Raw genomic sequence first — 25,738 nt, 5'->3', positions numbered from 1 at the left:
GCGGCCGGTCCCACCACCGGCGTCAGCCCGCGTCCGACGCTTACCCCCTGCCGCCCGGTGCCGCCACGTCGTCCAACCGAGGGAATCGAACTCGCCGCTGACCGGCGTCCTCTCGTCGCGCACCCCCGGGACGGCTGGCGCTATCGGGCCGGGAGCCCCACCCCCCGGCACCCCGCCCCACGCGCGCGGGACACGGTTCCGCCCTGCCGGGTGGCCGACGATGCGGCAGATTCTCGACAGGGGCCCCGGGCCGCTCCGGCTGGGACACCCGACCTCGGCGGTGCGGGAGGGGGACGAGCATGGACCTGAACACGGTGACCGAGGTGCGCGACGCCCGGCAGCGGGGAGAATGGCGGCCCGGCGACGCGTGGCTGGCGGGTGGCACGTACCTGTTCTCCGAGCCCCAACCACACCTGCGCCGGCTCGTGGACCTCGCCCGCATGGACTGGCCGCCCGTGGCGATCCTGGCCGACGGCTCGTGGGAAATCGCGGCGACCTGCACGATCGCCGAGCTGTCCGCCTTCGCGGCGACCACGGGACCCGCGACCTTCGGGCTGGTCGAGCGGTGCTGTCGGGCGTTCCTGGCGTCGGTCAAGATCTGGAACACCGCCACGGTGGGCGGGAACCTGTGCCTGGCGCTGCCCGCCGGACCGATGATCTCCCTCACCGCCGCCCTCGGCGCGGTCTGCCGGCTCATCGCCACCGACGGCACCCGCCGCGCGCTCCCCGTCACCGACCTCATCACCGGGCCGGCCCGCACCGCCCTCACCGAGGGCGAGCTGCTGCGTTCGGTCACCATCCCAGCCCGGGCGTTGTCGGCCCGAACCGCGTTCCGGCGGGCGTCCCAGCACCAGCACGGCCGGTCCTCGGCCCTGCTGGTCGGAACCCTGGACGGGAGGCGGTTCTCGCTCACGGTCACCGCGTCGACCCCCCGTCCTGTGGTGCTCGAGTTCGCCGTTCCTCCCACGGCGGAGGCGCTGAGCACCGCGATCGACGGCGCCGTGGGCGGTAACTGGCTCGACGACGTGCACGGGATACCCGCCTGGCGGCGGCACCTCACCCTGCGACTCGCGGACGAGGTGCTGGCTGAACTGGGGGCAGCGCCGTGACCGTCGAGGTCAACGGCCGGTCCCTCGACGGCCCGACCCGCCCGGGGCAGTGCCTGCGCACCTACCTGCGCGAACAGGGGCTCCTCGGGGTGAGGAAGGGGTGCGACGCCGGCGACTGCGGAGCCTGCACCGTGCACGTGGACGGGGTTCCGGTGCACTCGTGCGTGTTCCCGGCGTTCCGCGCCGTCGGTCGGCGGGTCACCACGATCGAGGGCCTGGCGCGCGACGGGCACCCCCACCCGGTCCAGCGGCGGTTCCTCGACGCGCAGGGGTTCCAGTGCGGCTTCTGCACCCCCGGGTTCGTCATGACCGCCGCCGGCCTGGACACCGCCGCCGGGCTCGCGGGAACCCCACCGGAGGAGCTGCGCCGCCTGTTCAAGGGCAACCTGTGCCGCTGCACCGGCTACCGGGCCATCGAGGACGCGCTGCGCGGCGTCCGGCACGTCGAACGCCCCCAGGCCGGGACGGCCGTCGGTCGAAGCCCCGGGGCACCGGCCGGACCGGGGATCGTGACGGGGACGGCCCGCTACACCCTGGACCTGGACGTGCCCGGACTGCTGCACATGAAGCTGCTGCGCTCCCCGCACGCCCACGCCCGCGTCCTGGCGATCGACACCCACGAGGCGCTCCGGGTTCCCGGCGTGCGCCTGGTGCTCACCCACGAGGACGCGCCACCCCGGCTGTACTCCTCCGCCCTGCACGAATCCGTCGACGACGACCCCGCCGACACCCGGTTGCTCGACGACGTCGTTCGACACGTCGGCCAGCGCGTCGCCGCCGTGGTCGCCGACACCGTGTCCGCCGCCGAGGAGGGCTGCCGCCGCCTCGCCGTGACCTACGAGGTGCTGCCCGCCGTGACCGACCCGGAAGCCGCCACCGCACCCGGCGCGCCCGTCGTGCACGACAAGGACCCCGTGACCAGCCGGATCGCCCGGCCACGGGACAACGTGGTGGCCGAGCTGCACGCCGGGGTCGGCGACGTCGACGCCGGACTGAGGTCGGCGGACGCGGTGTACGAGAACACCTTCCACACCCGGCGCGTGCAACACGCGAGCCTGGAGACCCACGGCGCGATCGGCTGGCTCGACGCCGATCCCGCCACCGGCGCGGAGCGACTGGTGATCCGGTCCAGCACCCAGGCGCCGTTCCTGACCCGCCGCGCGCTGTGCACGCTGTTCGACCTGCCCCCGGACCGGGTCCGCGTCGTCACGGCCAGGCTCGGCGGCGGTTTCGGCGGCAAACAGGAGATGCTCGTCGAGGACGTGGTGGCCCTCGCGGTGCTGAGGTCGCGCGCCCCGGTCAGCCTCGAGTTCACCCGCGCCGAGCAGTTCACCGCCGCCACCACCCGCCACCCGTTCACCGTCACCGTCACGGCCGGGGCCCGCCACGACGGCACCCTCACCGCGCTGAAGCTGCACGTGGTGGCCGACACCGGCGCCTACGGCAACCACGGCCCCGGCGTGCTCCTCCACGGCTGCGGCGAGTCGGTGGCCCTCTACCGGTGCCCCAACAAGCGGACCGACGCCCGCTCCGTCTACACCCACACCGTGCCTTCCGGGGCCTTCCGGGGCTACGGGCTCGGGCAGGTCACCTTCGCCGTCGAGTCCGCACTGGACGAGCTGGCCCGGCGCCTGCGCCTCGACCCGCTCACGCTGCGCGAACGCAACCTCATCCGGCCCGGCGACGACCTGGTCGCTCCCGGCGACACCGAACACGACCTCCACCTCGGCGGCTACGGCCTCGACCAGTGCCTCCGCGTCGTCCGCGCCGCCGGGAGCTCCCCAGCCGAGCCGGCACCCCCGGGGTGGCTCGTCGGGGACGGCGCCGCCGTCGCGATGATCGCCACCATCCCCCCGCGCGGGCACCTCGCCGACGCGGCGCTCACCCTGCTGCCCGACGGCACCTTCGCGCTCGCCGTCGGCACCGCCGAGTTCGGCAACGGCACCACCACGGTGCACCGCCAGATCGCCGCGACCGCGCTGGGCACCACGGTGGACCGGGTCACCGTGCACCAGTCCGACACCGCGCTGGTCGGGCACGACACCGGAGCGTTCGGATCCACCGGCACCGTCGTCGCCGGCGCGGCCGTCCTGCGGGCGGCCCGCGCCCTCGTGGACACCCTCCTCGACGCGGCCGCCACGTTCCACGCGCTGGACCGGGCGCGCTGCCGCCTCACCGACGGCGCCGTCGTGTGCGCGGGTGACCGCGTCCCGCTCGAAGGGCTCCACGCCGCCGCGCTCGCCGCCGGCACCAGCCTGACGGCCACCGGCCATTCCCGGGGGACACCCCGCTCGGTGTCGTTCAACGCCCACTGGTTCCGCGTCGCGGTGAACCAGGACACCGGAGAGATCCGCATCCTGCGCAGCGTCCACGCGGCCGACGCCGGCACCGTGGTCAACCCGCTCCAGTGCCGGGGGCAGGTCGAGGGTGGAGTGGCCCAGGCGCTGGGCGCCACCCGGTCCGAGGAGATCCGCCTCGACCCCACCGGGGCCGTCACCACCACCGCGCTGCGCGGCTACCGCATCCCCACCTTCGCCGACACCCCTCGCACCGAGGTCCACTTCGCGGTCACCACCGACGACCTCGGGCCCTTCGGGGCGAAGTCCATGAGCGAGAGCCCGTTCGTCCCGGTGGCACCCGCGTTCGCCAACGCCGTGCGCGACGCGACCGGCGTTCGCTTCACCACGCTGCCACTCACCCCGGACCGCGTCTGGTCGGGCTTGCGCGACCAAGGCCGGTGACCCGGCCCCACCCCAGCGGCCGCCCGCACGGTTCGCCGCCCGCGAGCCCTCCACCAGACCCCGGCGACGAGCGTCCCGGGCGGCGGGTCGCATCCGGGTCCTCGGGCCTCGACGCATCGGGAACCGCCCCACGGGAACCACCCGGGCCGTGGCGGGGGAGCCGGCCGCCAGGCGCTCCCTGGCCCGCCCGGTCGTCCCCGGACAGGCCCTCCACGGCGCCCACCCGCCCCCGGGTCCGGTGTTTCCCGGGAGCGGTCGCGGAAGGGGCGACGGGGAACGGCGCGCGCGGCAGACCCGGACTCCGGCGGAAGCCCCGGCGCCGCTCACCTCACCTCCGCATCCGAGTCGGGGCGAGCGCCCGCGCGAGGCGACGTCCACCCCGAGGACCGGCCTCGTCGCGGAGAGCCGTCGACCGCCCTCGGCACCAGGCCGCACCACATCCATGCACCCCCGCGCCCCGGCCACCTCGTCCCGGGTGGAACACGCGCGGCGCGGGGGAGCGGGTCAGGCCACACGGGAGTTCAGGAATCCGTCCCAACCCTCGTCGAACGTCGCCCGGTCGGCGATCTCGAACCGTTGCCCGGTCGGACCGGTGAAGTAGGCGAACCCCCAGGGCCCACCGTCGTCGTCGAGGCCGACGACCTCCTCGGTGAACCCCAGGTCGCGCAACCGGTCCAGGTCGGACGCGAAGTTCTGGGCCCAGTACCCCAGGTGGTGCACCCCACCCCCCGCCCCGGTCGAGAACGGGGTGCCTGGCGTCGCCTGGATGAGCTCGAAGTGCGGCGCCTCGAGCGAGTAGACCACCGGGAACTCGACCTCGCGGTCGACCCCGCCGTACCGGAGCCCCATCTCGAACTCGACAGGAGTCGTCCAGCGAGCCCCGGACAACGCGGTGAGGTGCCTGGCCGCCGCGTCGAGGTCGTCGACGACGTAGCCGAAGTGGTAGAAGTCGCGTGGACGGAGAATGCTCACGTGGTTCCCGCCTACTCGTCCGCTGATCCGAGCCGGGCGACGAACCGCCACGCGTCGCCACCCGCGGTGACCATTCCCTTCGTACCGGTGGTTCCCGGGCCTGTCAACGCTGGTCGGCTCCGAGGTCCAACACCGCGAGACGCGCGGTCTTGTCCGCCATCCGGAGTTCGGGACCGAGGTCGAAACCGTTGCGCCGCAGCAGGTCGAGGACCTTGGCGTTGCGGGCGTCCGGTTCGGCCACCACCCGACGAACGGCCGGGTCGCGCGACACGAAGGCCACCACGGCCGCGAGGAGGGCGGAGGTGAAACCCCGCTCCGGGTCACCAGCCGGGGGGCCGCTGAACAGGTGGAACCCGATGTCCCCCCGCCGCACCTCGTAGTAGTCGCCCATCGGGTCCTCGGCTGGCTCGTAGGTCTGCACCAGGCCCACCGGGACGCCGCGTCGGCGCGCGAGGAAGGCGTGGTGCGTCGGCAGGGAGTCCACGTACCGGTAGGTGTCCAGGACCTCCGCGCGGCTCAGGCCGGTCATCCCCCAGAAACGAGCGCGGTCCTGTGTCACCCACCGGTGGACCAGGTCGACGTCCGCCGCCGGGACGAGCGGGTGCAGCGCGATCAGTCCGAGGGCACCCGCGTCGAACTCGAACACCGGGCCGGCGGGATGAGGGCGGGACTCGTCGGTTCTCACGTCACTCCTCGCTGGTCCGCGCAGCGTGGGAAGTCGCGCACGGCGACCGTGCCGATCCGGCAAGTTACCATGATCCGGCGGCCCGGTAGGAGGGTTCGGGAGCCCGCCGTCCACCCGGGACGTCGTGGCGATCCCGGCCGGAACCTGGTAGCCCAGCGCCCGCGCGGGCGACCAGCGGCCGACCTCGGGCTCGGGCCACACGCGTCGGTCACCGGGGACCCGCCTCGTCCCACCCGACGCGGACGAGGCCGAACCCACCTGGCGGTGGCAGAGCGGCCACCGCGACGGACGGGAGGCGGACGTGCGCGATGACCCGGACGGCGTGCTGCGGGACGACTGGGGCGTACCGCACCTCGTGGCCCGCGATCCCGACGACCTCGCGCACCTCCAGGGAGTCGTGACCGCGCGGGACCGGGCCTGGCAGCTCGAGGTGGAGCGGCACCGGGCGCAGGGCACCACCGCGGCCTTCCTCGGACCGGCCGCCCTCGACTGGGACCGGTTCGCACGGCGGGCCCGCCTGGCCGACACCGCGAAGCGGTGCCTGCGGGCGCTCGACCCCGGCACCGCCCGGTGGCTCGGGCGGTACGTGGCCGGCGTCAACGCCGGGCTCGCCGAAGGAGCCCGCACCGCCCCCGAGTTCGACATCGTCGGCGTGCGCCCCGGCCGGTGGCGGACGTGGACACCGTTGGCGGTGTGGCTGTCGCACCACATCCTCTTCGCGGCCTTCCCGGCCAAGCTGTGGCGGACCGAGGCGTCCCGCCTGCTCGGCGCCGCCGGGGTCGAGGTCCTCGCCGCGGACGCGCCGGGCACGGCGGGCAGCAACGGGTGGTTGGTGACCTCGGAGCACACCGCGACCGGTTCCGCGCTCCTCGCCGGGGACCCGCACCGGTACGCGGAGGACCCCGGCATGTACCAGCAGATCGGGCTGGCCTGCCCCGGCTACGACGTGGTCGGGTTCGCCGTTCCCGGGGTACCGGGCATCCCGCACTTCGGCCACACCGGAGGGGTGGCGTGGGCGATCACGAACGCGATGGCCGACTGCCAGGACCTGTACGCGGAGCGCTTGCGCCGGCGGGGGAGCGGCGTCGAGGCGCTCGGCCCGAGGGGCTGGCGCCCCGCCCCGGCGCACCGGGAGGCGCTGCGGGTGGCGGGCGGCCCCGACGAGTTCGTCGAGGTGGTGGAGACCGCGCGCGGCCCCGTCGTCGTCGGCGGGCCGGACGAGCCGGTGGCGCTGAGCCTGCGGTACCCGCCGAGGGCGTTGGCCGACGCCGGCTTCGCCGCGCTACCCGCGCTGCTCGCCGCGCGGACGGTCGCCGACGTCGACCGGGCCCTGGACCGCTGGGTGGAACCGGTCAACGTGGTGCTCGCCGCCGACACCGCGGGCGGCACGCTGCACCGGGTCGCCGGGGCCGTGCCCGACCGGGACGAGACCAACGGTTGGCGGGTGGTACCCGCCGACGATCCCCGGTACGCGTGGCAGGGCTGGCGGCCCCTGCCCCGGTCCGAGGTCGGCGGCGTGGCCGTGATGGCCAACGAACGCGGGCTCGCGGCACCGCTGGGCGTCGAGTTCGCAGCCCCCCACCGGCACCGCCGGATCACCGAACTCCTGGGACGAGCGGGCGACTGGACCGCCGAGGAGCTGGGCGTCGTGCACCACGACACCCAGCTCGCCACGGCGGCCCCGCTGATCGCCCTGGCCGCCGACCTGCCCGGTCTGGGAGCGGAGGCGACCTCGCTGGTGCGGCGGCTGGCCGCGTGGGACCGGCGGATGGCGGTCGACAGCCATGTGGCCGTCGAGTTCGCCGACGTCCGCTCCGAGGTGGTGCGTGGGCTGGTCGCCCACCCCGCGCTGCGGGCGCTCGCCGAGCCCCTGCCCTACCCGGAGGTGTTCCAGCCGTGGCTGGACCCGGTGCCCCGCACCGCCTACGCGCTCACGTCCGTCCTCGCCGGTGGTCTGCTCGACGGACGGGACCTGATCGCGATCCTGCGGGACGCCGTGGACTCGGTCGCGACGACGGCGGCGCCCCCGGGACTGACCTGGGGCGACCGGCACCGCTTCGCGCCGTGGCGGGCGTTGCCCGACCGATGTGCCACGCCGCCGCAGGGCGTCGGAGGCGACCACGACTGCGTGCTGGCCACCTCGAGCGTCCCCGGTTCGACCCACGCGTTCACCCGCGCGCCCGTCGCCCGGTTCGTCTGGGACCTCGCCCGACGCGAGGACAGCCACTGGGTCGTGCCGTTCGGAGCGGCGGGCAGGACCGACCACCCCCACCACCACGACCAGTTCCCGCTCTGGGCGCGGGGTGACCTGGTTCGGGTCGGGGATCCACTGGCGCGGTCGAGGCCATCGGAGTGACCATCGGCGACGAGGCGCGGGCCGAATCGCCCCTGGAGATCCGCGACCACCGTGTTACTCTCCGAAACTGGTGATCACCAGCACCGAACTCCGGGAGGCGTGGCATGGCCGTGGTCGAACCGCCATCGCCGCCCATGTTACCCGGTCAGGGAACCGCCTCCGCGCGGAGGGCAGCCCGCGCCCACCTGCTGCACAACGAGACGGTCGAGCACTACCGCCAGGTGCTCTCGGAGGGGATCGACCGGGTGGCGCGCACCGTGGCGGACGCGCGGCGGCCCTGCACCGGGATCTCCCCGGACGAACTCGACTCCGTCGTGTCCTCGGTGGACCTCGACCGGCCACTGGCCGACACCACCGCCGCCCTCGACGAGCTGGTGGACGTCTACCTGCGGGACGCGATCTTCTACCACCACCCCCGGTACCTCGCGCACCTCAACAGCCCGGTCGCGATTCCCGCCCTCCTCGCCGAAGTGGTGCTCAGCGCCCTCAACTCCTCACTCGACACCTGGGACCAGAGCGCCGGGGCCACCCTGATCGAACGCCGCCTGGTCGACTGGACGGCCCGCAGGATCGGCTTCGACGACCGAGCCGACGGGGTCTTCACCAGCGGAGGAACGCAGTCCAACCTCCAGGGGCTGCTGCTCGCCAGGGAGGAACTGCTCGCCGGGCTGGGCGCTGGCACCGATCGGCACGGGCAGTGGCCCCGGCTGCGCGTCCTGGTCTCGGAGGTCGGGCACTTCAGCGTGCGCAAGGCCGCCAGGCTGCTCGGCCTCGGACCGGGCGCGGTGCTGCCCGTTCCCACCGACCGGTCCTGGCGGATGTCGCCCACCGCCCTGGCACGGGAACTGGACCGCTGCCGGCGACGCGGCGAGCACGTGGTCGCGGTCGTCGCGACCGCCGGCACCACCGACTTCGGCAGTATCGACCCGTTGCCCGAGATCGCCGCCCGGTGCGCCGACGCCGGGGTCTGGCTCCACGTCGACGCCGCCTACGGGGGCGGCCTGCTGCTCTCACGCACCCGGTCCCACCTGCTCACCGGGATCGACCGTGCCGACTCGGTCACCATCGACTTCCACAAGACGTTCTTCCAACCCGTCAGCTCCAGCGCGCTCGTCGTCCGCGACGGAACCGCGCTCCGGCACGCCACCGACCGCGCCGACTACCTGAACCCGCGCTGGATGGCGGATCGGGACATCCCCAACCAGGTCGACAAGAGCCTGCAGACGACCCGCCGCTTCGACGCGCTCAAACTCTGGCTGACCTTGCGCGTCACCGGAGCGGACCAGCTCGGCGAGCTGGTCGACGAGCTGGTCGAGCGCACCTCCGAGGCGTGGCGAGCGCTCAGCACCGACCCCCGGTTCGAGGTGGTGACGCGGTCACCACTGAGCACCGTCGTGTTCCGCCACCTCCCCGAGGGAGCGGACCCGGAGCTGGTGGACGAGGCGAACCTGCACGCCCGCGAGGCCCTCGCCGGTACCGGCGACGCCGTCGTCGCGGCCACCCGGGTGCGCGGCCGCCACTACCTGAAACTCACGCTGCTCAACCCGCGCACCACCGTCGAGGACATCACGCGGCTCGCCGAGCTGGTCGCCGAACACGCGGGTGACCACGTCCGGGCTCACCACGCGGACACCGCCCCCGACACCGCGGAACGGAGAGCGGCATGCCCGTCCATGACGTCGTCACCGTCCGCCTGAACCACCGATCCTCCCGCCCGGTCGAGTCCCACCACCGGGCCGGGACGGCCCTCGACCGTGCCCGCCCCGAGCGGATCCCGCGACCGTCGGCACCACCACCGGGGAGGAGCCGACCAGCGCCGCGCCCGCCGGCCCCGGCCCCGGCCGCCGGTGACCCGGGGCCCCTGACGTCCGCTCGCCCCGCCCCACCCCGCCACGGGCGGGCCGCCCACCCGCCGGTGCCACGCCCGCACGGGAGGACGACCACGCTCCCCGCGTACCCCGTCCACCTCGGGGCCGGACCGTGATCGAGATCCGCTACCGCCGGGTGCACCCGGAGTTGGGCGAGTTCGCGCTCCGCGACCTCGACCCCGACGCCGACGCCCCGTTGCTCCACCGCTGGGTCACCCACCCCAAGGCGCGGTTCTGGTTGATGGGCGACTGGGACGTCGCGGCCGTCGCGGCCGAGTACCGGCGCATCACCGCCCACCCGCACCACGACGCGTTCCTCGGGCTGTGGCGGGGGGAACCGGCGTTCCTGGCGGAACGGTACGACCCGACCAGGGTGGAACTGCGCGGCCTGTACCCCGCCCAGGACGGTGACGTCGGCATGCACTTCCTGTGCGCCCCCACCGACCGCCCGGTGCGCGGTTTCAGCCACGCCGTGATCAGCACGGTGATGTGCTGGCTCTTCGACGACCCGGCGACCCGGCGGGTGGTGGTCGAACCGGACGTCCGCAACACGGCGGTGCAAGCCCTCAACGCGGCCGTCGGTTTCACCGCGCGAGGCCCGGTCGTCAAACCCGAGAAGGTCGCCCTGTTGAGCACGTGCACCCGGGACGGCTTCCGGGACGGCACCCGGATGACGGAGGTGCCGTGACCCCGGACGAGTCGGTCGCCCACCTGACCCCCACGTCGTGGGACCTGGCGAGTCGCGCGCTGCTGGCCAAGGCCCTCGCCGAGTTCGCGCACGAACGGCTGCTGCGCCCACGGCCAACCGGGGACGGCTCGACCTACCTGGTGCGCGGCGACGACCCCTCGGTGGAGTACCGGTTCACCGCGTCCGTGCTGGCCCTCGACCACTGGGTGGTGGACGCGGCGAGCGTGGTCCGCCACCAGGGTGGAGCCGAAACCCCCCTGGACGCGCTCGGCTTCTTCCTCGACTTCCGGAGCGCCCTCGACCTCGACGGCGAACCGCTCCCCACCTACCTGGAGGAGATCAGCGCGACCCTCGCCGCCGCCGCGTTCCGGCTCGCCACCCCTGCCCCCGGCGCTGCGGAACTGAGCCGCGCCGCTTTCCAGACCATCGAGGCGAACCTCCCCGAGGGCCACCCCGCCTTCGTCGCCAACAGCGGCCGGATCGGCTTCGGCGTCGACGGCCAGCACCGCTACACCCCGGAGAGCGCCCGACCGACACGGCTCGTGTGGCTGGCCGCCCATCGCGATCACTGCACCTTCCGCTGTTCCGGGCACCTCGACTACGACGCGCTGGTGTCGGCCGAACTCGACGACCGGACCCGCGCGTCGTTCGCCGCGGTGCTGGGCGGGCTGGGCCTCGACCCCGACGACTACCTGCTGCTGCCCGTGCACCCGTGGCAGTGGTGGCACCGCGTGTCGGTGACCTTCGCCGCCGAGCTCGGCGCCCGCAGGCTGGTGTGCCTGGGGGAGGGGCCGGACGAGTACCAGCCCCAACAGTCGGTGCGCACCTGGTTCAACGTGACGAACCCGCGACGGCACTACGTCAAGACCGCCCTGTCCGTGGTCAACATGGGGTTCGTGCGCGGGCTGTCGGCCGCCTACATGGCCGCCACCCCGGCGATCAACGACTGGGTCGCCGACCTCATCGCCGGCGACGAACTGCTGGTGTCGACCAGGGTGTCGATCCTCCGGGAGCTGGCCTCCGTCGGCTACCACCACCGCCACCTCGACGCCGCGACCGAACGCACCTCCCCGTACCGGAAGATGCTCGCCGCGTTGTGGCGGGAGAGCCCGGTACCCACGCTCGAACCGGGCAGGCGGCTGAGCTCCATGGCCGCGCTGCTGCACGTCGACCGTGACGGCCACGCCCTCGCCGCCGCGCTCATCGAGGAGTCCGGCCTGCCCCCGGCCGAGTGGTTGCGCCGGTACCTGGACGCCTACCTGGTCCCGCTGCTGCACTGCTTCTACGCCCACGGGCTGGCATTCATGCCGCACGGCGAGAACGTGATCCTCGTGCTGTCCGGCGGAGTCGTGGAACGGGTCATCCACAAGGACATCGCCGAGGAGGTCGTCGTGATGGACCCCGACGCGCCCCTTCCCGACGAGGTCGCCCGCGTGTACGCGGACGTGCCGGAACACATGAGACTGCTCTCCATCCTGTCGGACGTGTTCGACGGGTTCCTCCGTTTCCTCAGCGCGGTCCTGCACACCCGTGGCGTGCTCGACGAGGACGCGTTCTGGCGCACCGTCGGCGAGTGCGCGGCGGACTACGTGCGGGCCGTCCCGCACCTCGCCGACCGCGTCCGCCGCTACGACCTGTTCGCCGACGAGTTCGCGTTGTCCTGCCTGAACCGCCTCCAACTCCGCGACACCCGCCAGATGGTCGACCTCGCGGATCCGACCGCGGCGTTGCGACTGGTCGGGACACTCCGCAACCCCATCGCGCCGTACCGCCCGGCCGGGTGCTGAGTGCGCGCCGTTCCCGCCCCGGGCACCCGGGCCACCGCCGACCACGCGCCACGAGGCAGTCGCGGCGCCCCGGGCTCCCGGCCCGGGGACCGAGCGACGACCGGGGCGAACCGGGGAGGCAGGTCCGAACGGGGCACCGTCGGCGGCCTGGTTCCACGAGGGGTTCGTGGACCCGGCGAACCCGACCAGGACCGGGATCGGTGACGTCCACCGTGGTGAAGGGTGCCCGGACCGCGACGGCGCGCTGGCGGATGTTGGCGGTCGAACGGTTCCGCCTCCTCGCGCTCCTCCACGGCGATCGTGGACCGCTGGCGGTCCTGTTGTCGTCGCACACGGCCGCCGCCCTCGCGCCCGCCGCGATCGCGCTGTGCGGCGGCTGGCTGGTCTCCCGGATCAGTGACGTCAGCGCCCTCGGCGCCCCACCGTCCACCCTGGCGCTGCCACTCACCGCCATCGCCGCGTTGCTGCTGGTGGAACAGGCCGCGCTGTCCGTCCGGGGTGACGTCGAGTTCCTGGTCGCGGGCCGGATCGACGGCCGGATCCGGGGCGAGGTGCGGCGGCTGGCCACCCGTCCGCTCGGAGTGGAGCACCTGGCGAGGACGGACGTCGCCGCCCTGGTGTCCCGGGCGTCGGACATCGGGCACGGGGCGCGGCGCAGCCCCGGCCGGGCGGCCACGGGCCAGCTCACCCTCACCTTCCGGCTGGTCGCCGCCCTCGCCAGCGCGGCCGTCGTCGCCCAGGTCTCACCACCCCTCGCCGCGGGCCTGCTGCTCGCGTCGCTGCTGATGCGCGCGACCATCCGACGCCAGTGGTTGCGGCTGGCCCACGCCGACACCGAGAGGCAACCCCACCTGGATCGCGTCCGCTACTGGGACCGCCTCGGCTCGCAGGGCGCCGCGGCCAAGGAGATCCGGCTGTTCGGGCTCTCCCGCTGGCTCACCTCGGTCCGAGTCGACGAGGAGCGCCGCTGGTCCGAACCCCTGCGCGCCCTGCGGCTGTCGATCCTCTCCCGCCAGCACTGGATCTACCTGCTCGGCTTCGGAGCCGGCGCCGCGGCCCTGCTGGTACCCGGGCTCACGGTGCTGGGCACGGACCTCCCGCACAGCGCCCTGTTCTCCTGCGTCGTCGCCGCGTTCGCGGTCCTGCAGATGGGGGCGATGGGGATCGAGGCGTTCGACATCGAGTACGGCCGGGCGGCGGTGGGAGCCCTCGACTCGCTGCGCGCCCGGTTCCCCACCGACCAGGAACACCCGGCGCCGACTCCCGACACGGCGGTCCCGAGCCCGCCCCGGATCCAGGTCCGCGACCTGACGTTCACCTACCCCGGAGGCGAGGAGAAGGTCTTCGACGGCCTCGACCTCGACATCCGCCCCGGTGAGGTCCTCGCCGTCGTCGGGCGCAACGGCGCCGGCAAGACCACCCTGATCACGATGCTCGGCGGGCTGATCGAGCCGGATGCGGGAGTGGTGTCCGTGGGGGGCACCCCCCTCCCCGCTCTGGACCCCACCCACTGGCGCCGGCGGATCGCCGTCGTGTTCCAGAGCGCCAACCGCTACCCGCTGACCCTCGCCGACAACATCGCCCTCGGCGCGCCCGAGCACCGCGACGACCGGGCCGGGATCACGCGGGTGGCCGCCGCGACCGGCGTGGACGCCATCGCGCGTGCGCTGCCCCTCGGCCTGGACACCCCGATGTCCCGGGACCTCACGGACGGCCGGGACCTGTCCGGCGGCCAGTGGCAGAAGGTCGCCCTCGCCAGGGCGATGTTCGCCGTCCACCACGGCCGGGACCTGCTCATGCTCGACGAACCGACCGCCCACCTCGACGTGCGCACCGAGATCGACTTCCACCGCCAGGTCAGGGACCTCGCGCGGGGGGTCAGCGTGCTGATCGTCTCGCACCGGATGTCCACGGTGCGGCACGCCGACCGCATCGTGCTGTTGCGGGACGGGCGGGTCGCCGAGGAGGGCAGCCACGACGAACTGCTGGCGCTCGGCGGCGAGTACCACGACTTCCACCGCCTCCAGACCGCACGGTTCGCCGAGAACCCCCCATCGACCGCCGGCAACGACGCGGAGGGGGTCGGCACATGACGACGCGGTGGGCCGTCTGGCGGCATCTCGTCACGCTCCACTGGCGGGCGCACCGCCGCGTCGTGCTCCTCATCGCCCTCCTCGCGCCGTTGGAGGCCGCCAGCTTCGCGCTGGTCTCGGTCGCCCAACGGCACCTGGCCGACTCGGCCACGAACGGGGTGCTCGCCGGGGTGCTCGCCGCGGCGCTGCTCGGCGGCCTGGGAAACCTGGTCATCAGCGGGGTGCTGCGCACCAAGGCGAACCTCCAGGCCGACGTCGTCGAGCGCGTCGACGCTCTCGTCAGCGCCGAGGTCCTGCGGACCGTGACGGCGGTGCCGACGATCGAACACCTCGAACGCACCGACTACCTCGATCGGCTCTCGCTGCTGCTCCGGGGGACCAGGTCACTGGCGTTCGCTCCCTGGCAACTCGTCACCTTCGCCACGGTGGCCGTCCAGGTGGGGCTGTCCTGCTGGTTGCTGTTCGGCGTCCACCCGGCGCTGGTCCTCCTGGTGCTGTTCGCCGTGCCGCCCGTCTGGGCGGTCCACCGCGCGCAGCGCCCGGTCCGGGCGGCCGCGACCGCCACGGCGGAACTGCGCAGGCACGACGCCCGGCTGCACGGCATGGCGACCAGCCACCACAGCGCGCGGGAACTCCGGCTCGCGGGAGCCGTCGACGTCGTCGCCGCGAGTGCCGACCGAGCGTGGGACGCGGCGTTGGACACCGCGTACCGGGCCAGGTCGCGGGGTCTCGGGTGGAAACTCGGTGGCTGGGCGATCCACACCCTGGGGTACCTCGCCGCGTTGGGCCTCGTCGCCTGGCTGGTCGTGGGCGGCCACGCCACCCTCGGGGACCTCATCCTCTTCATCACCCTCGCTGGCCAGCTCCGGGCGCAGCTCGCCCAGGCCGCGGACCAGTTCGACGGTTTCGCCGAGGCGCTGCACTGCGGCGAGCAGTACCTGTGGCTGCGCCGGTACTCCGCCGAGCACGAAGCCACCGGGACCGTCGAGCTCCCGTCGTCCCCGTCGGGGGGAATCCGGCTGCGGGACGTCGGCTTCACCTATCCGGGCACCGAGGAGCCGGTGCTCTCCGGGGTGACGGTGGACATCCCGCAGGGGAGCACCGTCGCCGTCGTCGGGGACAACGGCGCCGGCAAGACGACCCTCGTCAAACTCCTCACCGGCATGTACCGGCCCACCACCGGGGCCATCTCCGTCGGCGGCGTCGACCTGGACGAGACCGCGCCGGCGCGCTGGCGGGACCGCGTCACGGCGGCCTTCCAGGACGGCGCCGAGTTCGCCCTCCCCGCGGGTCGGGCGATCGGGGTCGGCCGCGTCGAGCACCTCGACGACCGGGAGGCCGTCGAGCGGGCCGTCGACGGGGCGGGGGCGGGCGAGCTGGTCCTGGCCCTGCCGCGCGGGCTCGACACCCAGCTCGGCGCCGTGTACGACGGCCTCGAACTGTCCGGTGGGCAGTGGCAGCAGCTCGCCCTCGCCCGCGCGATGATGCGCCCGGACGCCGCGCTCACCTTCCTCGACGAACCGACGGCCGCCCTGGACCCGCGGATCGAGCACCAGCTGTACGAGCGGATGGCGCGGCACGTCGGCGTTGCCGGCGGGGCCGGCACCACCATCCTCATCACCCACCGGTTCTCCACGACGCGCATGGCCGACCACATCCTCGTCCTGGCCGGCGGCCGCGTCGTCGAGCAGGGACGACACCGGGATCTGATGGCTCGGGACGGCGTCTACGCCACGCTCTACCGCGCCCAGCTGGGCGCGTACGGAGTGACCCACGAGTAGGCGTGCCCCGCCCCGTGCCCCGCCCCGGCCCCCGCCTCGGCACCGGGCGCCGCGCACCAGCGGAACCGGTCGCGGGCGGGCGGCGGATCGGACAGCCGCTTCGGGGGCGCCGGGGGCGCCGGCCGCGGTGCGCCCGCGATGGAGGGCGACCCGCCGCCGTACCGCTTGACACGCCGGGACGGGCGCCGCTACCAATGGGCTCGGGTCGCGGTGACCGACACGACGGACAGCACGGGGGCATCCGTGGAGAGTGCGACACCCGTTCCCGGTGGGCCCGTGCCAGCGACGGGGCCACGAAGGGCCGACCCGCGCGACGCGTTCCCCCTCACGTCCGGCCAGGCCTCGGCGTGGACGAACATGGAAGGCCTGGAACCCGTCCACCTCGCCCGGTCCCGGTGGTGGGCCGTCCCGACCGCGCTGACCGACGAGCTCGTCGAGACGACCGTCCGGTTCGTCCTGTCCCGGCACGAGGCACTGCGAACGCGCCTCGTCGGCGACACCGAGCGGGGGGTGCGGCAGGTGGTCGACCCGGTGGACGAGGACGTCGTGCGCGCACGGCCCGACCTCGTGCTCGACGAGAGCGCCCCCCAGGGCTTCCAGTCCGGACTCGACCAGCTGGCCCACCAGCCCTTCGACCTCCACGAGGAGTGGCCGGTCCGGTGGTTCCTCGGCCGCCGGTCCTCCGGCGACCACGTGCTCGTCGCCGTGGTGCACCATTTCGTGGCCGGGTTCCAGGGGTGCGCCGTCCTCGACCACGAGATCCCCGTCGTCCTCGACAACCTGGCCAGCGGGCGGGCGCCCTCGGCGGGGCTACCCGAGGCGAGGGGGCCACGTCAGTGGTGGGCGGAGGAGGACAGCCCCCGGGGTCGGCGGCTCGACGCCAGGGCACGCGAACACGTGCGGCGGGTACTGCGCGACCTGCCCAGCACGCCCTTCCCCGTGGCCGCCAACCTCCGAGGCGCCAGCGACCCGCGAGCGGCCCGCCGCGTCGGCGTCACCCTGACCTCGCCCGCCGTCGACGGCTGCCTCTCCTGGCTGTCCCAGGAGTGGGGCGTCCCCCACTCCGCCGTCCTCCTGGCGGCCGTCTCCCGCGCCCTCGCCCACGACCTGGTCGACGAGTCGGCGCTCGCCTGGCAGGTGTTCGGTGACCGCGCGGGACCGCTCACCGGGTCATCCTCCGTCTGCTACGAACCCGTGACGACGCTGCTGCCCGCCTCCGGGCTCGCACCGGACGGTGACCTGCTCGCGGCGTCCTCGGAGCTGTACCGGAGGCTCCTCGTGTCCCTGCGCGCGCGGGCGTTCGGCGACCGCATGATCGACGAGGAGGCCCACCACGTCTCGCGGACCCGGGGTGTCCGGGTGGAGACACCGTTCTGGTTCAACTTCGTGGACAGCCGTGGTCGCCGGGCCGTCGCACCCCAGGACCTCACCGATCCCGCCGACGAGCTCCGACGCGGCACCGGGTTCGACGAGTACGAGGGGGACCGCACCCCGGGAGACGACTTCCTGCTCTACGTGTGGCGCGAGCCCGGGCAGCTGCGCATCGGCGTCTACGCCCACGAACGGTACGCCGACGTCGCCGCCCTCCGCGCCGTGCTCGCCCGCTGCGCCGCGCTCCTGCACCGCGCCGCCGTCCCGTCCGCGACGGCGGCGAGCGGCGGACCGGACCGGCGGCGGACCGCCTCGCCCCGCTGGACCCGGCTGGACGGTGGTCGCTGGACCGCCCCGGACGTGGTGCGTGCCGTGCTGGCCTCGCTGGTGGGAGTCGAGTCCGTGGACGTCCGCCTCGTGGCGGGGGACCGAGGTACGCGCCTCCACGCCCACCTCACGACGTCCACCGCCCACTCCGTCGACGCGGTGCGCACGGCCGCCCTGGCCATGCTGGACGTGCCCGGGTTCGCCGTGCCCGACGAGATCACCCTCAGCCGGGGCCGAGCGGCGCCGAGGGAGGACGGCCCGGAGAGGGCACCCGCCCTGCGTGACCTGGTCGAGATCGTCGGTCGCCTGTGCGGACTGCCGGCGGTCGATCCGCGCCTGAGCTACCTGGCGGCGGGCGGCGCTGCCCGCCACCTCCCGTCGATCCTGCGCGGGCTCGGAGCACGAGGTTGGGACGGCTTGTCCTGGCAGGACCTCTGCTCGCACCGGTCGTTGGAGTCCCTCGCCATTGCCTTGCGGCGGAAATGAGCCCCGGCCGACGCTGGGGCACCATCCCCTGCCCGCCGCGCGCCGTGCCGCCACCGGCGAGGTACCGCACCGGCGGATCGGCCGCGGTAGCCCGCCGAGCGGCACCGCGGCGGAGGTCACGCCTCCCCCGCCTCCCCGTCCGCGACGGGCAGCGACTCGTGGATCAGCCTCGCCCGGGTCGCGGCGACCACCGCGCCCCCGTCGACGACGACCTCGGCGGGAACCGGCCGGCTGAGGAACGCCAGGAGGCTCGCCGAGAGCCCGTAGGCCCCGACGTTGGGGATGGACAGCAGGCCACCCACGCCCACCTCGGGAACGGCCACTCCGCGCCCGAGGACGTCGGCCGGGGTGCACAACGGCCCGACCAGCGAGGCGGTGGTGGTGGGCGCGCCGGCGGGTTCGGGGGTGATGCCCGCCCGGGCCAACCGACCGAGCCCCGACATGCCCCCGAGGTGGTTGATCCCAGCGTCCACCACCACGAACACCTGGCCCCTGCTGGTCTTGACGTCCCGCACCGTGACGGCCAGCAGACCGCTGTCACCGACCAGGTAACGGCCCGACTCGAAGGCGACCTCGACCCGGCCGGCGCGCCACCCCGGGAACCGCGCGTCGAGGTCCTCCTCCAGCGCCTGGCGGAGGGCCGGGTAGGTCGGACGCGCGCCCGGCCCGCCGTACGGTGCGGCGAACCCGCCACCGAGATCCACCACTCCCATCGGGAACCCGAGGTCATCGCGCAGCCGCGCGGCGAGGGCGATGCTGGACCGGAACGCCGCGATCAGGCTGGCCTCGTCCCTGGCGTTGCTCAGGGGGTAGAGGTGGACCCCGACGAGGCGGGCACCCGGCACGGCGAGGAACTCCCCGGGGGCGGCCCGGACCCGCGCCTCGTCCACGCCGAACTGCGATGCCGCTCCGGTCATCCGCAGGCCCGTCGTACCGGCGGCGGTTCCGTTGACGCGCAACAGGACGAACGCCTCGGTGCCGAGGGCCCGCGCGGCGCTTCCGAGGCGGTGCAGCTCGGCGGCCGACTCCGCGGAGAAGCGACGTACCCCGGCCGACAGCGCGTGGTGGATCTCGTCGTCGGTCTTGCCCGGGCCGGTGTACAGGCAGTCGGCAGGGGAGAACCCGCGGTCCAAGGCGGTGTCCAGCTCGCCACGGGAACTGGTCTCGGCGCGGCAGCCGGCGGCGGCCAGGGCGGAGACCAGGAGCGGATGGGGATTCGCCTTCACCGAGTAGTAGAGGACCGAGGGCTCCGGGAGAGCTGAGCGCAGATCAGCATGAGCGCGGCGTGCGGAGTCGAGTCGGTACACGTAGAGCGGACTGCCGTACCTCCGGACGAGGGAGTCGAGTTCGGCCGGGCCGGCCTGGTCAGGTGCGGCGGAACGTGCGCGCATGGATCCGAGCCCTCCTGCCGGGAACCGGCGGGCGGAGGCCCCGCCGACGAGGCCGTTGGCGGGTCCCAGCATGGCAGAATGCGTGATCATGTCGAGACTCGCTTCCGGGAGCCCCGGGGCGGGAAGGGACGCGGAATCCGATGTCGTCACCCACGGATTGGTCGGCACTGACCACACTGCCCGCGAAGGTGGCGGCCTATGCGGACGAGATCTACTTCCGTGAGACCTGGGACGAGCTGTCCGAGCTCGTCGACCGGGTTCCGGACCTCCTCAACGGCGCCGTGACCGTGCTCTTCAAACCAGATGCGGTGGTCGGCCGCCGGATCGCGACGTGCCTCGACTTCCTCGCCGAACACGGGTTCCGCCCGGTCGCGGCGAGAACCCTCGACTTCACCAGGCACATGACCCGGGAGATCTGGCGTTTCCAGGGCAACGCGGCCACCCTGGACAGGTTCCGGGTGATCGACGCGTTGATGAGCGCCACCCCCTGCCTGCTCGTCGTGTTCCGCAACGGCGGTTCCTCCTCGAACCCCCCGGCGACCGTGCGGCTGCGCAACCTGAAGGGCAACGGCTACCGGGGCAAGAAGCAGCCCAACGGTCTGCGCCGCGTCGCGTCCAGCCCGCTCCCGATGTTGAGCCTGATCCACTCGCCCGACGAGCCGATCGACATGATCCGCGAGCTCGGGATCGTCCTCGACGTGGACGCCCGACGGGAGCTCCTCACCAGCGTCGCCGCGTCCTGGGACGGCGATGCCACGGAGGTGGTGCGGGCCCTGGCCGACGGGCTCCACGCCGCCCACCCCGCCGTCACCCTCGACCCGGACGCGGCCAGGGAGGCCGTGCTCGGTGCGCTGCGGGACAGCGCGGAGGACGACCTGACGCGGTCGGCCCAACTCGTCAAGGCCCTGGAGACCGGCGCCGACCCGGACCTGACCTGGCCCGAGCTGGTGGGTGCCCTGAACGATCTCCCGGTCCCGGTCCCGAGGTGGGATCTGATCATGGTGGCCTCGATGGTGTTGCGGATGAACCTCCCCGGCGTCGCTCCCCACATCCCTTCCGACGGGTCCTCCGAATGGGTCAGGCGGTGACACCCGAGGACGGACCAACGGCGACGGTGCCAGGTCGGTCGCGGCATCGGATCGCGACCGACCGCCGACCCCCGGCCGTTCCCTCCTGACCTGGTGGCACGGCGGCCCGCCCGGGCCCGCCGTCGTGGTGGTGGCCGCGCGCCCGTTCCGCCATTACGACCAGAGTGAATTCCCCCGCTTCGCGGAACGGAACGCGGTTCGATATCGCCCGAAATCAGGGTTTTGGTAGGAGTTTCCGGAGTGGGTTGCGCCAGGTGGCGCCGGTAAGCACGCGCCACCGTTCCACAAGGCGAAACGTACTGGTCCCGGTGCCTGTCCACCCGAAGTGCGCCCATTGGTGGAAGTCGAATAGGTAAAACCACTGACATGGGTTGTTCGGGTAGCTACTCGGTGTTAGCGTTGATCGCACGTGCTTGATCGTTCCGCGGCACTGGACCCAACACCCACACTCTAGGGGATTCCGCATGAAGGTGATGGATGGGCGTTCAGCGCCGGGACGGCGGAGCTGGAACCTGAGAATCGGCTTGACGTCTCGGTGCAATATTCGCTGCAAGTACTGCCTCCCCGCTGGGCCGCAGGGAGTCATCACCCAGGCGAATCTGCAGGAGCTCATCGAAGTGCAGCGGGCCGCCCACGAGGTCGGAATCCGGCGGGTGCATTACACGGGCGGTGAGCCCACCGTCCGGCGTGACTTCGTCGATATCCTCCGCTCCGCCAAGGAGATCGGGTTCACCCAGCAGATCGTGACGACCAACGGCTACCGGCTGCACCGGTTCATCGACGAGGCCGTCGACGCGGGGCTCACCCGGGTGATCGTCAGCCTCGACACGCTGGAGGAACAGCAGAACGCGTTCCTCACCCGGGCGCAGTTCTTCAACGACACGGTCAAGAGCATCGAGGAGTCCGTCCGGAAGTTGCCCACCCTCACCAAGATCAGTTGTGTCACGATGCGTTCCACCCTCAAGGAACTGCCGAAGTTCGTCGATTTCGCGCACGACCTGAACAATCAGGGTCACGAGGGAAAACTGGCCATCAAGCTGAACCAGTTCTTCCCCAGCAACCCGGCGCAGCTGTCCGACGAGGGTGAGGACTTCTGGCGGAACGAGTTCGTCGACGAGGAGCAGATCCTCGCGACGCTCAGGGACATCGGTGAACTGAAGCCGATCCCCAGATCATCCATCGAGGGTGACAACCCCAGCTACAACTACTACGAGATCGGCGACTCCGGTGTTCGCGTCGCGGTGCTGGCGATGTTCACCTGGGACTACCCGTGCGGCGGCTGCAAGAAACTGCGCATCAGCCCCCAGGGGCTCGCCACGATCTGCATCAGCCAGAAGAACCCCCCGGTGCTCTGGGGCATGAGCTACGAGGAGAAGCTGGCGACGATCCGCCAGCTCACCGACTACCGGGACGGTCCGCGGTTCGACGTGGACTTCCCCGACCGCCGGCACTACCGACCCCAGCTCGGTGAACTGCGGTTCGACAAGGTCGTGGGCCCCCAGAAACAGATCGTCCACTTCCGCGAGATCCTCACCAGGGACCAGCTCGAAGCCCAACGGGCGAGTGAGGCCGAGGCAGGCGATTGATGGACCGCGTCTGCTTTGGCACGAGCACCTTCGTGGCAGGGCGGCTGTCGCCCGGGAAGGACTCTGAGCCTGGGGTGACGGCTCTCGTCCGGGCCCTCTCCGACGGTCTGGACTGGGTGCACACCAATCCCGCGCTGGGCACCCAGTGGGCGGTCCGCACCGCGTGGGAACGCGCGGACCGCCCACCACTGAGGCACGCGGTCAAGGTCGAGAGCCCGATCGCCCCGGGGCCGGCGCCGCGATCAGCCGCGCGCCGGAGCGTCGAGCGATCGCTCCACGCCCTGGAGGTGTCGCGGGTCCACGCCGCCGTCCTCGAGATCGACCTCAAGGGCACCGAGGACCTGGGGGCGCTGTCCGACCCGGCGCGGGTGCGCGCGTTCTACGCCCAGGCGTCGGAGGAGGTGCTGGCGACGGGCGACGTGGCGGAGGCCTTCGCCTACTGCCACTCGCCCCAGCACCTGGCGGCCGCGTTGGCGGTCGAGTCCGTGACGGGAGTGGCCGCGCAGTTCTCGCCGGCCGAAACCTGGCCACGGCGGTTCTTCCCCGAACTCAGGAGCCGCCGCCTGCCGTTCCTGGGCATGGCACCGCTGTGGCGCGGGCGACTGACCGCGCGCGCCGGCCCAGGCGGTCCACCCGCGACGACTCCACTGGCCTGGGTGCTCAACCACACCGACGTCAGCAGGGCCGTGGTCACCGTGTCGTCCGTCGACCACTGGGAAGGGGTGCTCGCGGCGACCCGGGAACGCTATGACCCAGCCCGGGAACGGGGCCACTTCGAGGCCTGGGGGCTGGACTGGCCACCCGATCCCCTCACCGGCGGTGCCGCCGCGGCGGACGCCCCGGTAGAGGGAGGGGCGGGGTGGTGACCGCGGTCCTGGGCCTGAACTTCGGCACCCACGACTCGGCGGCCAGTCTCGTCGTCGACGGGCGGGTGCTCGCCGCGGCCGAGGAGGAGCGGTTCACCAGGGTCAAGCAGGCCAAGGTCTTCCCCGAACGCGCGGTGGAGTTCTGCCTGGAAGCCGCGGGGCTGCGTCTGGCGGACCTCACCCGGGTCGCCTACTTCGTCGACCCCCGGCTCCAACTCCTGCTGCCCGTGACGAACGCGCGGCACACGTTCCCGCTCTCGCTGGGCAGCCTGCGGTCGGACCTGGCCAAGTTCGACAAGCGGCGCACCACCCTCCGCCAGGCGCGGCGCCGGGTGCGCCCGGTGCCGGTGACGCCGGTGCGCCACCACGTCGCCCACGCCGCGAGCGCCTTCCTGGTGTCCTCGTTCGAGGAGGCCACGGTCATCACCCTGGACGGTCGAGGGGAGTACGAGACCGCCTGCGTCTACGCGGCCGGCCGCCGTCTCGACCGCAGGCACGCCGTGACCTACCCCCATTCGATCGGCTACTTCTACAGCATGCTGACCCGTTTCCTCGGGTTCCGGCCGCAACGGGACGAGTACAAGGTGATGGGGCTGGCGGCGCACGGCGGCCCCGACCTGGTGCCGGCGATGCGCCGGCTCGTCAGCATGGACACCGCCACGGGACGTCTGCGGCTCGACCTGGACTACTTCGACCACCACCGCCGTCCCAGCCACCGCCGGGGACTGTTCGGCAGTCGGATGGTCGACGCGTTCGGGCCCCCGCGAACGGCTGACCAGGCCCTGACCGACCGTCACCGCGCCATCGCCCACGCCACCCAGCGGGTGCTCGAGGAGGTCGTGCTCGGCTACGCCACTTACGCCCGGCGGATCACCCGGAGCCGGAAGCTCTGCCTGGCCGGCGGCGTGGCGCTCAACGCGCTGGCGAACCAGCGGATCATCGAGTCGGACCTGTTCGACGAGGTGTTCATCCAACCCGCCGCCAACGACGCCGGCACCAGCCTCGGTGGCGCGCTCCACCTGTCCGACCGGGTTCGGCCGACCGGGGGAAACCACAGCACGCTGCTCGGCCCCCGGTTCTCCGACGACGACATCGGCCAGGCCCTGGCGCGCGCCCGGGCGGCCGGCGAGCTGCCCGAGACGCGCTTCGCGGTCGCCGCCGTCCCCGACAGGTACCGCGCCGCCGCGGAGCTGCTGCGCGACGACCACGTCCTCGGCTGGTTCCAGGACAGGATGGAGTTCGGGCCCCGGGCACTGGGCTCCCGATCGATCATCGCCTCCCCCGCCGAGGCCGGCATGACCGCGCGGATCAACGCGCTGATCAAGCAGCGGGAGGAGTTCCGCCCCCTCGCGCCCGTGGTACGCGCCGACGACGCCGCCGACTACTTCGAACTGCACCCCGCGGGGACCCGCGTGTACCCCTACATGCTCGCCACCGCCCGAGTACGCCCCGGCCTGGCGAACCGCATCCCCTCGGCCGTGCACGTGGACGGGACGGCCCGGCTGCAGATCGCCGACGCCCGGGACTACCCGCACTTCCACCAGCTGCTCACCGAGTTCCACGGCCTGACCGGCACCCCCGTGCTCATCAACACCTCGTTCAACGGCCCGGACGAACCCATCGTCCGGACCCCCGGCGACGCCATCCGCAGCTTCGTCCGGCTGGGCCTCGACGCCCTGGTCATGGGCTCCTGGCTGGTGACGAGGAACGACCCCGGTGCGCGGTGACCGCGCGACGGCGGTGGTGGCGGTCATCGTCCCGCTCTCCACGAGCGACGGGACGCGGGAGCGCCTCAACGCCCGAGCCCGGGAGGTCGGGCTGCGGGAGGTCGAGGCGGTCGCGGTCCGACTGAACCGGGTGGCCATCGAGATCCTGCTCCGAGAGCAGCTCACCACGACCACGGCCCGGGAGTCCGTCATCCCCCGGTTGCTCGCCCGGCGGGTCCTCCTGGTGTGGCTGCGTCCCACGGCGGGCGCCGACCACCAGCGGGCGTGGGAGGTGTTGGCGGCCGAACCCGGCGCCGTGGCCGCCGCCCTGGTCCCCGACGAGGTCAGGACGTGGGTCACCCGTGCACTGGAAGGTGGAGGAACATGAGCTCGGAACGACAACGCGCCCTCGTGGACGTGCGCGTCCTCGCCCTCCGGGACGAGGACGTGCTGCTGATCCAACTCACCGGCGGCAGCTTCACCGGGCACTGGAACCTGCCCGGCGGACACGTGCTGCCGGGCGAGAACGTGGTCAGCGCGGCCGTCCGGGAGCTGCGGGAGGAGGTGGGGCTGCGGACCAGTCCGACCGACCTCGTCTTCAGCAGCGTCACCCACCACCGGCCACCGACCCGGTCGGAGAAGGTGACCTTCACCTTCCTCACCCGGCGGTTCGACGGGCAGGCGTACGCGGCCGAACCGGACAGGGCCGCCCTCGTGCGGTGGGTTCCCCGCGCCGACCCCCCGCAGCCGCTGATGCCGCAGGCGGAAGCGTCCCTGCGGCTCTTCCTCGACCAGGGACGTTTCGACACCACCGGCCTGGACGGCCCGGTCTGACGA

The 25,738-nt window shown here is 73.3% G+C and carries 18 protein-coding genes; 15 read left to right on the top strand and 3 right to left on the bottom strand.

The genetic code is table 11. The annotated features are described in order from the left end of the window. The first annotated feature begins 299 nt into the window (after positions 1–299). The gene (locus ACOJVX_RS13985) at positions 300–1,109 is read left to right on the top strand and encodes an FAD binding domain-containing protein (RefSeq protein WP_418153037.1); all 810 of its coding nucleotides are present in this window, start codon (positions 300–302) and stop codon (positions 1,107–1,109) included. Further along, positions 1,106–3,850: a molybdopterin-dependent oxidoreductase gene (locus ACOJVX_RS13980; protein WP_418153039.1), complete on the top strand. Its 2,745-nt coding sequence runs from the start codon at positions 1,106–1,108 to the stop codon at positions 3,848–3,850. The genes ACOJVX_RS13985 and ACOJVX_RS13980 overlap by 4 nt, the downstream gene beginning before the upstream one ends. 504 nt (positions 3,851–4,354) lie before the next feature. On the opposite strand, the gene ACOJVX_RS13975 is transcribed toward ACOJVX_RS13980, so the two are convergent. Together ACOJVX_RS13975 and ACOJVX_RS13970 are read right to left on the bottom strand one after the other, a co-directional pair. Beyond that, positions 4,355–4,822 (bottom strand): VOC family protein, encoded by a 468-nt coding sequence (locus tag ACOJVX_RS13975; RefSeq protein WP_418153041.1) that lies wholly within the window; start codon positions 4,820–4,822, stop codon positions 4,355–4,357. Positions 4,823–4,925: 103 nt separating this feature from the next. After that, positions 4,926–5,507, bottom strand: coding sequence for a GNAT family N-acetyltransferase (locus tag ACOJVX_RS13970; protein ID WP_418153042.1), 582 nt, complete (start codon positions 5,505–5,507; stop codon positions 4,926–4,928). A 301-nt stretch (positions 5,508–5,808) separates the two neighbouring features. Between ACOJVX_RS13970 and ACOJVX_RS13965 the strand changes: the two genes are divergently transcribed. From ACOJVX_RS13965 to ACOJVX_RS13935, 7 genes are all read left to right on the top strand, one after another. Further along, positions 5,809–7,863, top strand: a complete 2,055-nt coding sequence (locus tag ACOJVX_RS13965; RefSeq protein WP_422646818.1) for a penicillin acylase family protein — start codon at positions 5,809–5,811, stop codon at positions 7,861–7,863. Positions 7,864–7,967: 104 nt separating this feature from the next. Then, a complete protein-coding gene (locus ACOJVX_RS13960; protein ID WP_418153044.1) occupies positions 7,968–9,560 on the top strand; it encodes a pyridoxal phosphate-dependent decarboxylase family protein in 1,593 nt (530 codons plus the stop codon). A gap of 283 nt (positions 9,561–9,843) precedes the next feature. Then, positions 9,844–10,419, top strand: a complete 576-nt coding sequence (locus tag ACOJVX_RS13955) for a GNAT family N-acetyltransferase (protein WP_211237479.1) — start codon at positions 9,844–9,846, stop codon at positions 10,417–10,419. After that, on the top strand, positions 10,416–12,206 hold the full coding sequence (locus ACOJVX_RS13950) for an IucA/IucC family protein (protein ID WP_422646817.1): 1,791 nt from the start codon (positions 10,416–10,418) through the stop codon (positions 12,204–12,206). The genes ACOJVX_RS13955 and ACOJVX_RS13950 overlap by 4 nt, the downstream gene beginning before the upstream one ends. Before the next feature lie 200 nt (positions 12,207–12,406). Beyond that, entirely contained in the window at positions 12,407–14,299 is a 1,893-nt protein-coding gene (locus ACOJVX_RS13945; RefSeq protein ID WP_103056665.1) for an ATP-binding cassette domain-containing protein, read from the top strand. Further along, positions 14,296–16,080, top strand: coding sequence for an ABC transporter ATP-binding protein (locus tag ACOJVX_RS13940; protein WP_418153049.1), 1,785 nt, complete (start codon positions 14,296–14,298; stop codon positions 16,078–16,080). Before ACOJVX_RS13945 ends, ACOJVX_RS13940 begins: the two co-directional genes overlap by 4 nt. Before the next feature lie 357 nt (positions 16,081–16,437). After that, on the top strand, positions 16,438–18,264 hold the full coding sequence (locus ACOJVX_RS13935; RefSeq protein WP_418153051.1) for a condensation domain-containing protein: 1,827 nt from the start codon (positions 16,438–16,440) through the stop codon (positions 18,262–18,264). A 116-nt stretch (positions 18,265–18,380) separates the two neighbouring features. Here ACOJVX_RS13935 and ACOJVX_RS13930 read toward each other — a convergent pair whose 3' ends face one another. Next, the gene (locus ACOJVX_RS13930) at positions 18,381–19,655 is read right to left on the bottom strand and encodes a type III PLP-dependent enzyme (protein WP_418153053.1); all 1,275 of its coding nucleotides are present in this window, start codon (positions 19,653–19,655) and stop codon (positions 18,381–18,383) included. A gap of 140 nt (positions 19,656–19,795) precedes the next feature. Here ACOJVX_RS13930 and ACOJVX_RS13925 point away from each other — a divergent pair, with 140 nt between their 5' ends. The 6 genes from ACOJVX_RS13925 to ACOJVX_RS13900 all read left to right on the top strand — a co-directional run bounded on the left by ACOJVX_RS13925 (position 19,796) and on the right by ACOJVX_RS13900 (position 25,735). Next, positions 19,796–20,743: a nucleoside-diphosphate kinase gene (locus tag ACOJVX_RS13925; protein WP_026418138.1), complete on the top strand. Its 948-nt coding sequence runs from the start codon at positions 19,796–19,798 to the stop codon at positions 20,741–20,743. 524 nt (positions 20,744–21,267) lie between these two features. Further along, entirely contained in the window at positions 21,268–22,329 is a 1,062-nt protein-coding gene (locus ACOJVX_RS13920) for a radical SAM protein (protein WP_162147288.1), read from the top strand. A gap of 74 nt (positions 22,330–22,403) precedes the next feature. Further along, the gene (locus tag ACOJVX_RS13915; protein WP_422646816.1) at positions 22,404–23,195 is read left to right on the top strand and encodes a hypothetical protein; all 792 of its coding nucleotides are present in this window, start codon (positions 22,404–22,406) and stop codon (positions 23,193–23,195) included. Further along, positions 23,189–24,922 (top strand): carbamoyltransferase, encoded by a 1,734-nt coding sequence (locus ACOJVX_RS13910; protein ID WP_422646815.1) that lies wholly within the window; start codon positions 23,189–23,191, stop codon positions 24,920–24,922. Before ACOJVX_RS13915 ends, ACOJVX_RS13910 begins: the two co-directional genes overlap by 7 nt. Beyond that, on the top strand, positions 24,912–25,289 hold the full coding sequence (locus tag ACOJVX_RS13905) for a hypothetical protein (protein ID WP_026418135.1): 378 nt from the start codon (positions 24,912–24,914) through the stop codon (positions 25,287–25,289). The genes ACOJVX_RS13910 and ACOJVX_RS13905 overlap by 11 nt, the downstream gene beginning before the upstream one ends. After that, on the top strand, positions 25,286–25,735 hold the full coding sequence (locus ACOJVX_RS13900) for an NUDIX domain-containing protein (protein ID WP_051713400.1): 450 nt from the start codon (positions 25,286–25,288) through the stop codon (positions 25,733–25,735). The genes ACOJVX_RS13905 and ACOJVX_RS13900 overlap by 4 nt, the downstream gene beginning before the upstream one ends. Positions 25,736–25,738: the final 3 nt, after the last annotated feature.

Source organism: Actinoalloteichus caeruleus (assembly GCF_049311605.1).
GTDB classification, from domain to species: domain Bacteria; phylum Actinomycetota; class Actinomycetes; order Mycobacteriales; family Pseudonocardiaceae; genus Actinoalloteichus_B; species Actinoalloteichus_B caeruleus.
This window is presented reverse-complemented; position numbering and strand designations above follow the sequence as displayed.

What these genes read in the sequence shown, in the direction of transcription:
- ACOJVX_RS13930 (WP_418153053.1), bottom strand. Translation starts at nt 19,655, where the DNA reads ATGCGCGCACGTTCCGCCGCACCTGACCAGGCCGGCCCGGCCGAACTC.
- ACOJVX_RS13960 (WP_418153044.1), top strand. Translation starts at nt 7,968, where the DNA reads ATGGCCGTGGTCGAACCGCCATCGCCGCCCATGTTACCCGGTCAGGGA.
- ACOJVX_RS13900 (WP_051713400.1), top strand. Translation starts at nt 25,286, where the DNA reads ATGAGCTCGGAACGACAACGCGCCCTCGTGGACGTGCGCGTCCTCGCC.
- ACOJVX_RS13940 (WP_418153049.1), top strand. Translation starts at nt 14,296, where the DNA reads ATGACGACGCGGTGGGCCGTCTGGCGGCATCTCGTCACGCTCCACTGG.
- ACOJVX_RS13935 (WP_418153051.1), top strand. Translation starts at nt 16,438, where the DNA reads ATGGAAGGCCTGGAACCCGTCCACCTCGCCCGGTCCCGGTGGTGGGCC.
- ACOJVX_RS13925 (WP_026418138.1), top strand. Translation starts at nt 19,796, where the DNA reads ATGTCGTCACCCACGGATTGGTCGGCACTGACCACACTGCCCGCGAAG.
- ACOJVX_RS13985 (WP_418153037.1), top strand. Translation starts at nt 300, where the DNA reads ATGGACCTGAACACGGTGACCGAGGTGCGCGACGCCCGGCAGCGGGGA.